Raw genomic sequence first — 12,716 nt, 5'->3', positions numbered from 1 at the left:
CTGGCGGAGACGGAGGGATTCGAACCCTCGATCCAGGTTTTGGCCCAGATGCTCCCTTAGCAGGGGAGTGCCTTCGACCTCTCGGCCACGTCTCCCGAAAACTTCGTTCGCGCCAGGGAGGCAGCGCAACGAAGCCAAGATAATAGCGGGTTCGCGCGTTCCGGTCAATTCATAAGGCGCTTTTTTTGCAAGTTTTTCTGCAAGCGCACAACGAGCATCGTGCGCGGCGTCTCAAAACGGGAACGGCGTCACACCCGCGTCATACGACGCACATCAAGCGTGTTCGAGATCGAACGCCTTGTGCAACGCGCGGACTGCCAGCTCCATGTACTTCTCGTCGATCAGCACCGAGATCTTGATTTCGGACGTCGAAATCATCTGGATGTTGATGCCCTCTTCCGAGAGCGTGCGGAACATCTTGCTCGCAACGCCCACGTGCGAGCGCATGCCCACGCCGACCACCGAAACCTTCGAGACCTTCGCATCGCCCAGCACCTGCTCGGCGTTCACATGGCCCTTCACCTGGTTCGTGAGGATGTCCATCGCGCGCTGATAGTCGCCGCGGCCAACCGTGAACGTGAAGTCGGTCTTGCCGGCCACGCTCTGGTTCTGGATGATCATGTCGACGTCGATGTTGGCGTCCGCCACCGGGCCGAGGATCTGATAGGCAATGCCGGGCTTGTCGGGCACGCCCATCACGATAATGCGGGCCTCATCGCGCTGGAATGCGATACCCGAGATGACTGCTTTTTCCATGGTCTCGTCTTCTTCAAAAGTAATGAGGGTGCCCGAGGTCATTTCCTCGGCGAGCGGCATCATCGGGTCGGTCAGGCTGGAGAGCACACGCGTCTTCACCTGATACTTGCCCGCGAACTCCACCGAGCGGATCTGCAGCACCTTCGAGCCGAGGCTGGCCATTTCCAGCATCTCCTCGAACGTAATGCGGTCGAGGCGGCGTGCGTCGTCGACCACACGCGGGTCGGTCGTGTAGACACCGTCGACGTCGGTATAGATCAGGCATTCGTCGGCCTTCAGCGCGGCCGCGACCGCAACCGCCGACGTGTCCGAGCCGCCGCGGCCGAGCGTGGTGATGTGGCCTTCCGGGTCGATGCCCTGGAAGCCCGTGATCACGACCACCTTGCCGGCATCGAGATCGGCCAGGACGCGCTCGCCGTCGATGTCGTTGATGCGCGCCTTCGTGAACGAGCTGTCGGTTTTGACCGGCACTTGCCAGCCGGTGTAGCTGATGGCGTCGACGCCGGCTTCCTGCAGGGCGATCGACAGCAGACCGACGCTCACCTGCTCGCCGGTCGACGCGATCATGTCGAGTTCGCGCGGGTTCGGTTGCGGCGAAATCTCTTTCGCGAGACCGAGCAGACGATTGGTTTCGCCGGACATCGCCGAGGGCACGACGACCATCTTGTGGCCGGCCTTGTGCCATTTGGCGACGCGCCTGGCGACGTTCTTGATGCGCTCGACGGAGCCCATCGAGGTGCCGCCGTATTTGTGTACGATGAGTGCCATTGTCGTTCTGAACTGGAGAGGTTTCCGCGCTGGCGCACTGAAAGACTGCGCCGCCCGGACACTCACGGCCTGGACGACAGCTTCTCATGCAGCGCGTGCAGCACGCGCGGGTTTTGCCCTCAGGGGCGCGAAGGCCGCCGTATCGCATCCGCATCCTACTTGCTCGTACGATACGCGCTCGTGCCGTTGCTCGCGCCCTGCCCGCATGCCGCTACGACGTTCCTGCAACCGTCGGGTACCGCTCGAAGGAGAAATCGCGCCTTCACGGCGTGCGTCGCTTTTGGCGGCGTCCGTGAACGCGAAAAAGCGGGCTGGACAAACGGCTTACACTACCCGATCGGGGTCGAAATTACAAGACGGAAAAGGCTTGCGCAGCAAGCATTTGCGGGGGAGCGATCGCCGGTGCGGGGCGATTTTTCTTCCGATGGCGTGTTTCGAGCGGCGCAAACTAGCTCGCCGTGCCTGCGGCAAGGTCAGGCGATCAGCATGTCCTCGCGCCATTCGATGCGGCGCCAGGCCGCAGCCGGATGGGCGGCCAAGGTGCCGAACGCAGACCGGTTCACACCGATTCGGGGTACGAACAACAGCGTCTCCCCCACGAAAAGCAGCGGCACATCGCGCTCCCACGCGGGCACGCCGCGCATCTGGAACAGGTTCTTGAGCGTGCGACTCACGTTTGCTGCGTCGTCGCGCAGACGCTCGCCGCCGCTACGCTCACGCGCGACGAGCGGCGCGCTCGCGAGCATGGGCTCCGGCACGGCGTCCGGGTCGTCGGGTGTCGCGGGCGCGAAGACGTATGTGCCGCGCCAGGATGGCAAACGCCAGATTTCCTCGCCATGCCAGTGCAACTCGACAGGCGCGCGCGCAGTCGCCTCACCCATGCCCTCAGCTGTGCGCGTACCTGGCCGTTCACCTCGCGCAGCGCCATCGCGCATGTGAGCGGCCTCCCATGACACGAGCCCGCGATAGCAGCGCAGGCGATGTCCCGCGTGATCGACACGCAACGCGTGGCCATTGCCGTCGCCTTGCGCGATTTCGCGCAATTGCCGTAGCGCATCGGCGAGCCGCGCCGTCGACGCCGCCGGCAAGCCCAGCATCCGCATCCAGTAGCGCAGCAGATTGAGCGCACGCGCATCGTCGAGGGCGAGCAGCGCCGCGTGCGAAAGCGCGCTTCCCTCTTCCTGGCCGGCTTCGCCGAGATCGATCCGCGCAAGATCGTCGAGCAGACGCTGCGCCGAAGCTGCGTGCGACGCGGTGCGCGCGAGTGCATCGCGATAACCGGGGAAATGAGCGGAGAGCGCCGGCATCACGTCGCGACGCAGGGCATTGCGCGCGTAGCGCGTGTCGTCGTTCGACTCGTCGTCGATCCAGTGCAGGCGACGTGCGCGGGCATAGCGCTCCAGTTGCGCGCGCAACAAAGCGAGCAATGGCCGCATGCGCGGCACGCCGGTCGCAGAAGCGCGCGCAGGCGCCATCGCCGCGAGGCCCGCGATCCCCGCGCCGCGCAGCAGTTGCAACAGCACCGTCTCCGCCTGATCGTCCGCATGCTGTGCGAGCCAAAGCACCTGCGCGCCGTGCGCCGCGCACATTGCATCGAGCGCGCGATAACGTGCGGCGCGGGCAGCCGCCTCGACGCCGGCCGCGTCGTCGCGCGCCACTACGACACGCCTCGCGTCGAACGTCACGCCGTACGCATGCGCGCTCGCCTCGCAATGGGCGAGCCACGCGTCGGCGTTCGGACTCAGGCCATGATGCACATGCAGCGCGACGAGACGCGCAGGCCCCGCCACCCGCACCGCGGCATCGAGCAGCACCGACGAGTCGAGCCCGCCGCTATACGCGATCGCGATGCGGGCATCGTCAGGCGGCGTGGAAAGCACGACGCCGAGCGCATCGAGAACGATACGCCCGGCGTCGGATTCGGGATGGTCGGTCACAGCAGGACCGCAGACGTTAGCGGGACGTCGCGCGCCTTACGCGCCCGGCGTCGTTTCCTTGAACTTGCCGTAGGCCATCAGGCGCTCGAAGCGGCGCTCCTTGAGGTCGGCGATGCTCATGCCCTGGAACTGGCGCAGCGAGTCGGCGAGCGCGCGGCGCAAGAACGCGGCCATGCCCTTCGGATCGCGATGCGCGCCACCGAGCGGCTCATTCACGATCTTGTCGATGAGACCAAGCGCCTTCAGGCGATGCGCCGTGAGACCCAGCGCTTCGGCGGCTTCCGGCGCCTTCGCGGCGCTCTTCCAGAGAATCGACGCGCAGCCCTCCGGCGAGATCACCGAGTAGGTCGAGAACTGCAGCATCATGACCGTATCGGCCACGGCGATCGCGAGCGCGCCGCCCGAGCCGCCCTCGCCGATGATCGTCGTGATGATCGGCGTTTTGAGTTCGGCCATCACGTAGAGATTGCGGCCGATCGCCTCCGACTGGCCGCGCTCTTCCGCGCCGATGCCCGGGTAAGCGCCCGGCGTGTCGACGAACGTGAAGATGGGCAGGCCGAACTTCTCGGCGAGGCGCATCAGGCGCTCGGCCTTGCGATAGCCTTCGGGGCGCGGCATGCCGAAGTTGCGCGCGGCGCGCTCCTTGGTGTCGCGGCCCTTCTGATGACCGATCACCATGCAGGCCTGGCCATTGAACCGCGCGAGGCCGCCGACAACCGAGAGGTCATCCGCGAATGCGCGGTCGCCGTGGAGTTCGTGAAAATCGGTGAACAGCTCGTGCACGTAGTCGAGCGTGTACGGACGCTGCGGATGACGCGCGATCTGCGAAACCTGCCACGGGCTCAGGTTCGCATAGAGGTCCTTCGTGAGCTGCTGGCTTTTCTTCGACAGGCGCTCGATTTCTTCCGAAATATCGACGGCCGAATCGTCCTGAACGAAGCGCAGCTCTTCGATTTTCGCTTCCAGTTCAGCGATCGGCTGTTCGAAATCCAGAAACGTGGTCTTCATGAGTGGGAATCCTTCACTTTGCGGCAGCGCGTATTCTAACCGCGCCGGCCGGCGCCGAAATCGGCTCAGAACTATCGATTTCAGATATCGATAGAGAATTATTCAATACTTCGACGTTCGTCTCATCGATTCAGGGACCGCGCCGCTTCTTCGGACAGTCACGGCGCGCCCCCGGGCCGTCACCTCACGATGGTTCGAGGCTACGCCACATATACCAGGTCGCGACAGTACGCCACGGCTCCCAGTTGGCCGCGACTTCGCGCGCCTCGCTGCGCGTGACCGGCTCGCCGCTGAAGTAGTTGACACTGATCGCGCGGATCAGGCCGAGGTCATCAAGCGGCAACACGTTCGGACGGGCGAGATTGAAGATCAGGAACATCTCGGCGGTCCAGCGGCCGATGCCGCGGATCGCCGTGAGCTCGGCGATCACGTCCTCGTCGTCCATCGAGGTCCACTTGCCGACATGCAGTGCACCCGAAACGAAATGCTGCGCGAGATCGAGGATGTATTCCGTCTTGCGCTTCGAGAGCCCGCACGCGGCGAGCTTCTCGTGACCGAGCTTCAGGAACTGTTGCGGCACAAGCTTCGGGCACGCGGCCTCGACGCGTTGCCAGAGCGCCTGCGCGGCCGCAGTCGAAATCTGCTGGCCGACCACCGAGCGCGCGAGCGTGACGAACGGATCGTCGCGGCTCAGCAGATGCACCGGGCCGAACTTCGGAATCAGCTTCTTGAGGATGCGGTCGCGCTTGACGAGGTCCGCGCACGCCTTGTCCCAGTAATCGGGACGCTGCACTTCGAATTCGAGATCGCCGAGCGCGTTCGCGGCCGGCTCCACGGCTTCGAGCGCGGCCGGAGCGTCCGAGAGCGTCGCCTCGATCGCCGCGCCGTCAAGCGCGTCGTGCGATACGGCCGAGCCATTGGCCTTGCCGCGCGCAGCTTTCGCAGCCGGCCTCGTAGCCGGTTTCGCTCCTGCGCCGTTGAGCGCGCGCTTTGCACCCGCGCCCGTACCTGTTGCGGCGAGTGCCGCCTTGGTCTTGGCGGCACTCGCCGCCTTCGTGTCGCCGCGCGCGGCACGCTTTGCCGCCTCGCCCGTCGCGGCGCCCGTTAGCGACGCAGACCGCTTCGTCTGCGTCTTCGTGGCCGTTGCCATCCTGCCTCCTGCCTCGCGAATCGATCAGTGGAAACTGGACAGCCCGCTCACACGCGGCGCCACTCGGTCAACCCGCCCGGTTTGTCTTCGAGCGCGACGCCGGCTTCGAGCAGTTCGGCCCGAATCCGGTCCGCCTCCGCATATTGCTTCGCCTGCTTGGCCGCCGTGCGCGCCGCGATCTTCGCTTCGATCGCCGCCACGTCGAGCGCGCCCGCTTCCTGCGTGCCCGCAGCCTGCTGCAGGAACGCGCGCGGCTCGCGCACGAGCAACCCGATCACGCGCGCGAGGCGCTGCAGCTGACGCGCGAGCACCGCATCGCGCGTCCGGTTCACTTCGCTCGCCAGTTCGAACAGCACGGCAATCGCCACGGGCGTATTGAAATCGTCGTTCATCGCCGCACGCAAACGCTGCGCGTACGGCTCATTCCAGTCGAGCTCGCCTGCGTCCGGCGTCACATCCTTCAACGCCGTGTAAAGACGCGTGAGCGCGTTGCGCGCATCGTCCAGATGCACGTCGCTGTAGTTCAGCGGCGAGCGGTAATGCGCACGCGCCATGAAGAAGCGCACCACTTCCGCATCGTACTTCGCAAGCACTTCGCGGATCGTGAAGAAGTTGCCAAGAGACTTCGACATCTTCTCGTTGTCGATCTGCACGAAGCCGTTATGCATCCACGTATTGACGAACTTCTTGCCCGTCGCGCCTTCGCTCTGCGCAATCTCGTTCTCGTGGTGCGGGAACTGCAGGTCCTGACCGCCGCCATGAATGTCGAAATGCTCGCCGAGCAACGTGCAACCCATCGCCGAGCATTCGATGTGCCAGCCGGGCCGCCCGCGCCCGTACTTCGAGTCCCAGCTCGTGTCGGCCGGCTCTTCAGTTTTTGCCTGTTTCCACAGCACGAAGTCAAGCGGATCCTGCTTGGCATCGTTCGTCGCCACACGTTCGCCCGCGCGCAGATCTTCGATCGACTTGCCCGAGAGCGCGCCGTAGTTCGCGAACTTGCGCACCGCGTAATTCACGTCGCCGTCCGTGCCCTGGTAGGCATAACCGTTGCGCTCGAGCTTGCCGATCATGTCGAGCATTTGCGGAATGTACTGCGTCGCGCGCGGCTCGTGATCGGGACGCTCGATGCCGAGCGCATCCGCATCTTCATGCAGCGCGGCGATGAAGCGGTCAGTGAGCTGCCTGATCGTTTCGCCGTTTTCCACCGCGCGACGAATGATCTTGTCGTCGATGTCGGTGATGTTGCGCACGTAGGTCACCTTGTAGCCGAGCGCGCGCAGCCACCGTTGCACGATGTCGAACACCACCATCACACGCGCATGCCCGACGTGACAATAGTCGTACACCGTCATCCCGCAGACATACATACGTACGACGCCGGGCTCGAGGGGCACGAAATTTTGCTTGTCACGCGCGAGCGTGTTGTAGATGCGCAGTGATTCCATAAAGACGATGGATACGTGGGTCGAAGGAAATCCGCGGCGGCGCCGACCGCAGCCGGCGGGTGTATGGCACCGCGTTGTTCAGGCTGCTGTCTGTCGGCGCCCGGCCTGCAAGCAGTTTGCAATTGGGGCGGAGACGACCACGAGTGGCGAAAGAAAGCCCGGCGACTCAAGCGGCGCACCCGAAATGCCCTCGAAACTGGCGAGGGACAAAGCGCGCGACGAAAACGCCCAGACCTTTTGTTAGAATGGCTCGGAGTATAACACCGCGACCTCACCCTATGAAACCATCCAGCGGCCGCGCGCCCCGCGCTGCGACCCTTGCCGTGTCGGCTCTCGCGAGCGTCGCGATCGCGCTGTGCGGTGTGCGCGTAGCGCTCGCCGCGCCCCCCGCCACAGCCGACGGCACGCCCGGCGCGGACTCCGCGATCGCCCAGCGCGACTGGGCTTCGGCGCTCAGCCAGCTCGACGAGCGCATCAAGACGAACCCGCGCGACGTGCAGGCGAAGTTCAAGCGTGCGACCATCCTCGCGCGCCTGAATCGCGACGACGACGCGATCGAAGCATTCACGGAGCTCACGCAGCTCTACCCCGAACTACCCGAGCCCTACAACAACCTCGCTGCGCTCTACGCGAAGCATGGCCGCTACGACGAGGCGCGCACCGCGCTCGAAACGGCCGTGAAGGCGAACCCTTCGTACGGTCTCGCGTGGGAGAATCTCGGCGACCTGTACCTGCGTCTCGCCGATGCCTCGTACCGTCGCGCGCAAACGCTCGGCCATGCGAGCGGCACCACGAACCAGCGCCTCGCCGACATAGAGAAGATCGTCTCGCCGCCGCCGGTGCAAAAGAAGCCGGGTGCCGCAGCAGCGGCCGAGGCCGCTTCCGACACGAGCACGACGCCGCTCGTGCCCGCGTTCACCAACCCCGCTTACCAGTTTGGCGGCCCGACCGGGTCGCTGGCGATACCGCCGTTCGTGGCGCCATCGAACTAAGCCGCGACGCGCGATGCATGCGCGCCAGGATACGTTTTTCCCGCACTTCCGAGGATACTCATGAAATGGTTGATGTTGGCGCTCGGCAGCGCCGCCCTGATCGCGAACGCACCGGCCTTTGCGCAAGGCCAGGCGGCCGCCGCGCATCCGCAGGTGCTCTTCAAGACCAGCGAAGGCGACATTCGTGTCGAGCTCTACCCCGAGAAGGCACCGAAGACCGTCGACAACTTCCTGCAGTACGTGAAATCCGGCCAGTACAACGGCACGATCTTCCATCGCGTGATTCGCGGCTTCATGGTGCAGGGCGGCGGCTACACGCAAAGCTTCGTCGAGAAGCCCACGCGCGCGCCCGTCGCTCTTGAAAGCAAGAGTGGCTTGAAGAACGTGGCCGGCACGATCGCAATGGCTCGCACGAGCGACCCGAACTCGGCCACCGACCAGTTCTTCATCAACACCGTCGACAACGCCGGCCTCGACTATCCGAACCCGGACGGCAACGGCTATGCCGTGTTCGGCAAAGTCACCCAGGGCATGGACGTCGTTAAGAAGATCGAAGCGGCGCCCACTACCACGCGCGGCCCGATGTCGGATGTGCCGCAAAAGGAAATCGTGATCGAGTCGGCCACGGTCGTCGGCAAGTAATCGTCGGTAGACAATCGTCGGCAAGCAGCACAGCGGCAAGCCCGGGCGAATCAGTAACCAGGCGGGCGGCAACGCCGCCCTCACCCGTCGCACGTCGCGGCGCCGGCACACGCGTCAGGCAGCAAGCCTCGCCTCGTGCCGATGCCGCGCCGTTCACTCCCCCAAGCCACAGGCAAAGGATTCCATCATGGTCGAACTGCACACGAACCACGGCGTCATCAAGCTCGAACTCGACGCCGAGAAGGCCCCGAAGACGGTCGCCAACTTCCTCAACTACGTGAAGAGCGGCCACTATGACGGCACGGTGTTCCACCGCGTCATCGACGGGTTCATGATCCAGGGCGGCGGCTTCGAAGCCGGAATGAAGCAAAAGCCGACCGAAGCGCCGATCGAAAACGAAGCGAACAACGGCCTGAAGAACGAACGCGGCTCGATCGCCATGGCGCGCACCAATGACCCGCATTCGGCGAGCGCGCAGTTCTTCATCAATGTCGCCGACAACGACTTCCTGAACCACTCGTCGCCCACGCCGCAAGGCTGGGGCTACGCCGTGTTCGGCAAGGTCGTCGAGGGCCTCGAGGTGGTCGACAAGATCAAGAAGGTCAAGACGGGCTCGAAGGGCTTCCATCAGGACGTGCCGGTCGACGACGTCGTGATCGAGAAAGCTGTCGTCGTCGAATAAATCACACTCAACACTCACGCGCCCCCTTCATCGATGCTGCAGGAAAAGGCTTTACGACACGCTGCCGCTGGCGTGCCCGGCGAGGGCAAGCGCCCGCACGCGGCACGCCCGTTCCTGTTCATTTCCGATGTGCATCTGAATGAAGGGATTCCGCGCACGGTCGCCGCGTTCGAGCGCTTCATCCGGGTCACGGCCGACCAGGCCGACTCGGTGTTCATTCTCGGCGACCTCTTCGAATACTGGATCGGCGACGACATGCTCGCCGATCCGTTCGTCGCGCGCATGGTCGCGCTGATGCATACGCTCTCCGAGCGCGGCATCGCGCTCTACATCATGCACGGCAACCGCGACTTCCTGCTGGGCAAGCGCTTCATGAAAGCCGCGGGCGCGATCTGGCTGCCCGACCCCATCGCCATCACCGCATTCGGCACGCGCATCGCGCTCGCGCACGGCGACGCGATGTGCACCGACGATCGCGGTTATCAGCTGTTTCGCAAAGTCGCGCGCAACCGGCTTCCCCAGTTGCTCTTTCTCGCCTGGCCGTTTCGCTGGCGGCGCGCGCTCGCCGAGCGCGCGCGCGAGGCGAGCGAGGCACGACGCAACGGGCCGCGTTTGCCGAAGTACGACGTCACCACGAAAGGCGTGGCGGCGCTCTTCAAGCGCGCGCGCACGAACACCATCGTGCATGGCCACACGCACAGGCCGGCGCGCCACCAGGAGCCTGGCGGCACGCGCTGGGTCTTGCCCGACTGGGATCTCGATCACGGCAAGCCGCGCGGCGGCTACCTGCGTGTGGATGCCGAAGGGTTCAGGATGATGCCGTTGGACTGAGGTCTCGCGCTGCTATACGGACGTCGAGCACGTCGAGTACGTAGCGCCTGGCACGTCTTCGCTTGCTGTCAAAGCTTTGTGCAACCGCGCCTCAAACGCGCTCAGGCGCCTTCTCGTCGCGCCTCGCCGCCTCGCCTTGCGATCCGCCGCATTCCAGCCCCGCAGACAAACGCCGCAACTCGGCGAGCGCCGCATCGGCGCCCTGCAGCGCCTCGAGCCGCGCGCCGAGCCGCTCGAGTGCCACGACGACAGCATCGACGCGCTGAGCCTGTGTGGCTGCGTGGTCGATCAGGCCATGGATCGCGAGCGAAACCGGATCGTCGGCGTTCGGCGTGATGCCGTACGCGCAGAAGCCCTCGCGCGCCGAGGCCGGCTTGGCCTGCTCGGGCGTTGTATTCGCGGGCACGATGATACGCGCGGGATTGCCGACCGCCGTGCCGCCCGCAGGCACCGGTTTCACGACCACGGCGTTCGAGCCGATCTTCGCCTGCGCGCCCACGGTAAAGCCGCCAAGCACCTTGGCCCCCGCGCCCACGATCACGCCCGGGCCGAGTGTGGGATGGCGCTTCGCACCGCGCGTGAGCGAGGTGCCGCCAAGCGTCACGCCCTGATAGATCGTGCAGTCATCGCCGACCTCGGCGGTTTCGCCGATCACGACGCCCATGCCGTGATCGATGAATACCCGCCGGCCGATGGTCGCACCCGGATGGATCTCGATGCCGGTCAGAAAGCGCGCAAGTTGCGAGACGTAGCGCGCGAGCCACCGGCGCTTTGCGCGCCAGCACGCATGTGCAAAGCGATGCAGCACGAGCGCGTGCAGACCCGGATAACAGGTCAGGACCTCCCACGCGCTGCGAGCGGCGGGGTCGCGCTCGCGGATCGTGGCAATGTCTTCGCGAAGTCTCTTGAACATGGCGGTCACGCTAAACACGTCTGAAACATGGGGAATGGCGACTGCGCGACGCCCCGGCGTGCGCGCGAGGCGCCGCGGCTATTGCAGCCGCGGGTATTTGCTTATGAGATTCAGGCGATTGTAGGCGCAAAGCCGCGCCGGTGCTGCAAGCCCCCGCCAGCGGCAAGGTTGGTTGCGGGGCAGGCACCGCCGCGGCCGGCACGCACGGCTCAGCGGTGCTCGCCGCCTTTGCCCTTGAGCATGAGGATGTGCTTGGCGATGCCGCGCACGATGTTCACCTCCTCACGCTCGAGCCCCGAGCGCGCGAAGAGCCGACGCAGGCGCGACATCAGCTTCTTCGGATTGGCGGGATCGAGAAAGTCGAGTGCGATCAGCGCGTTCTCGAGGTGCACGTACATGCGCTCGATGTCGTCGCTCGTCGCGAGCGGTGAACCGGGGCCCGCGGCAAGCGCCGCGCCCGCGCTACCCGCGGCGGCGAGCGCCGCGCCGGGCGCGCCAACGCCCTGGCCCTGGTACGCAAGGCGCAGTTCGTAGGCGAGCACCTGCACCGCCTGGGCGAGATTGAGCGAGCTGTAGGCGGGATTAGCGGGGATGTGCGCGAGCGCGCTACAGCGCCCGACGTCGTCGTTCGACAGGCCGGTGCGCTCGTTGCCGAACACGAGCGCGATGTCGCCGCCGTGCGCGACCTGGCGGCAGGCGTCCTGCACCGCCTCGCGCGGCGCGTTGGGCGGTGGCCCGTACTCGCGCGTGCGTGCAGTGAGCGCGAGTGACCACTGCGCGCCCACCAGCGCGTCGGCGAGCGACGGCACGATGTGGGCGGCCGCGAGGACGTCGTCGGCGCCGCTCGCCATCGCCACCGCCTCGGGGTCGCAGTGGACCTGCGGCACGCGCGGCGCCACCAGCACGAGGCGCGAGAAGCCCATCGTCTTCAGCGCGCGCGCGGCCGCGCCGACGTTGCCGGGATGGCTCGGCTCGACGAGCACGAAGCGGGTGGAGGTGAAGCCGCCGCGCAGCGGCTCGTGAGCATCGCCGGCGGCGGGCGCGGCGACGTGGCCGGTGGGTGAATCAGGGAGCACCAAGATGAGTCTCTAACGCGAACTTGAGGAAAGTCTGTATGTTAGCGCGCCAGGCCCAGATGAGAGCCGCAGGAAAGCGGCGAGCCGTCAGCCAGAGCGGCCCGGACTCGGGTAAAATGCGGGTTTCGCGCGCGTCTGGCGCGCCGTGCAGCCGCCCGCAGTGCTCCTCGGGCCTGCGCGACGCCCGGCGGGCAATGCCGCCGCGCCCCGCTCTTCTCCAATTCGTCTCCGTTGGCGGGACAGGAACCGCAGAGTCGCATCGAACTCCGCGCCCTGTCCAATCGTTAGACGCTTTTATCTTTTGCACCACCGGCGCACGACTTGGCGCGCGCCGGACAACAAGGATCCTGGCTCATGCATCCCATGCTCAACATCGCTGTCAAGGCCGCGCGCCGCGCCGGACAGATCATCAACCGCGCGTCGCTCGATCTCGACCTCGTGCAGGTCGCGAAGAAGCAGCACAACGATTTCGTCACGGAAGTCGACAAGGCGGCCGAAGCCGCCATCATCGAAACG

Annotated in this window: 12 protein-coding genes and 1 tRNA gene; 5 read left to right on the top strand and 8 right to left on the bottom strand. The window is 65.7% G+C overall.

Annotated elements, in window-relative coordinates; all coding sequences use genetic code 11:
- Position 1: 1 nt before the first annotated feature.
- The 6 genes from VMJ11_RS06865 to cysS all read right to left on the bottom strand — a co-directional run bounded on the left by VMJ11_RS06865 (position 2) and on the right by cysS (position 7,064).
- Positions 2–95, bottom strand: a tRNA-Ser gene (locus VMJ11_RS06865).
- A gap of 178 nt (positions 96–273) precedes the next feature.
- Positions 274–1,524 carry an aspartate kinase gene (locus VMJ11_RS06860; protein WP_325618245.1) on the bottom strand — a complete coding sequence of 417 codons (1,251 nt, stop codon included), beginning with the start codon at positions 1,522–1,524 and terminating at the stop codon, positions 274–276.
- A 473-nt stretch (positions 1,525–1,997) separates the two neighbouring features.
- The gene (gene tilS / locus VMJ11_RS06855) at positions 1,998–3,461 is read right to left on the bottom strand and encodes a tRNA lysidine(34) synthetase TilS (protein WP_325618243.1); all 1,464 of its coding nucleotides are present in this window, start codon (positions 3,459–3,461) and stop codon (positions 1,998–2,000) included.
- Positions 3,462–3,497: 36 nt separating this feature from the next.
- Positions 3,498–4,469, bottom strand: coding sequence for an acetyl-CoA carboxylase carboxyltransferase subunit alpha (locus VMJ11_RS06850; protein ID WP_325618241.1), 972 nt, complete (start codon positions 4,467–4,469; stop codon positions 3,498–3,500).
- A gap of 184 nt (positions 4,470–4,653) precedes the next feature.
- On the bottom strand, positions 4,654–5,619 hold the full coding sequence (locus VMJ11_RS06845; protein WP_325618239.1) for a DNA-3-methyladenine glycosylase: 966 nt from the start codon (positions 5,617–5,619) through the stop codon (positions 4,654–4,656).
- Between the two features lie 47 nt (positions 5,620–5,666).
- Positions 5,667–7,064 (bottom strand): cysteine--tRNA ligase, encoded by a 1,398-nt coding sequence (gene cysS, locus VMJ11_RS06840; RefSeq protein WP_325618237.1) that lies wholly within the window; start codon positions 7,062–7,064, stop codon positions 5,667–5,669.
- A 278-nt stretch (positions 7,065–7,342) separates the two neighbouring features.
- On the opposite strand from cysS, the gene VMJ11_RS06835 reads away from it, so the two are divergent.
- The 4 genes from VMJ11_RS06835 to VMJ11_RS06820 all read left to right on the top strand — a co-directional run bounded on the left by VMJ11_RS06835 (position 7,343) and on the right by VMJ11_RS06820 (position 10,211).
- Positions 7,343–8,056, top strand: coding sequence for a tetratricopeptide repeat protein (locus tag VMJ11_RS06835; protein ID WP_325618235.1), 714 nt, complete (start codon positions 7,343–7,345; stop codon positions 8,054–8,056).
- Positions 8,057–8,116: 60 nt separating this feature from the next.
- Complete coding sequence (locus VMJ11_RS06830; RefSeq protein ID WP_325618233.1) at positions 8,117–8,698, top strand: peptidylprolyl isomerase; 582 nt, start codon at positions 8,117–8,119, stop codon at positions 8,696–8,698.
- A gap of 187 nt (positions 8,699–8,885) precedes the next feature.
- Positions 8,886–9,380, top strand: coding sequence for a peptidylprolyl isomerase (locus VMJ11_RS06825; protein ID WP_325618231.1), 495 nt, complete (start codon positions 8,886–8,888; stop codon positions 9,378–9,380).
- 33 nt (positions 9,381–9,413) lie between these two features.
- Positions 9,414–10,211, top strand: a complete 798-nt coding sequence (locus VMJ11_RS06820; RefSeq protein ID WP_325618228.1) for a UDP-2,3-diacylglucosamine diphosphatase — start codon at positions 9,414–9,416, stop codon at positions 10,209–10,211.
- 91 nt (positions 10,212–10,302) lie between these two features.
- Here VMJ11_RS06820 and cysE read toward each other — a convergent pair whose 3' ends face one another.
- A complete protein-coding gene (cysE, locus tag VMJ11_RS06815; protein WP_325618226.1) occupies positions 10,303–11,124 on the bottom strand; it encodes a serine O-acetyltransferase in 822 nt (273 codons plus the stop codon).
- A gap of 209 nt (positions 11,125–11,333) precedes the next feature.
- Positions 11,334–12,137: an RNA methyltransferase gene (locus tag VMJ11_RS06810; protein WP_325618249.1), complete on the bottom strand. Its 804-nt coding sequence runs from the start codon at positions 12,135–12,137 to the stop codon at positions 11,334–11,336.
- A 417-nt stretch (positions 12,138–12,554) separates the two neighbouring features.
- On the opposite strand from VMJ11_RS06810, the gene VMJ11_RS06805 reads away from it, so the two are divergent.
- The coding region (locus tag VMJ11_RS06805; RefSeq protein ID WP_325618247.1) for an inositol monophosphatase family protein at positions 12,555–12,716 on the top strand (162 nt) is incomplete at its 3' end.

This window comes from Paraburkholderia sp. (genome assembly GCF_035501035.1).
Taxonomy (GTDB): Bacteria; Pseudomonadota; Gammaproteobacteria; order Burkholderiales; family Burkholderiaceae; genus Paraburkholderia.
This window is presented reverse-complemented; position numbering and strand designations above follow the sequence as displayed.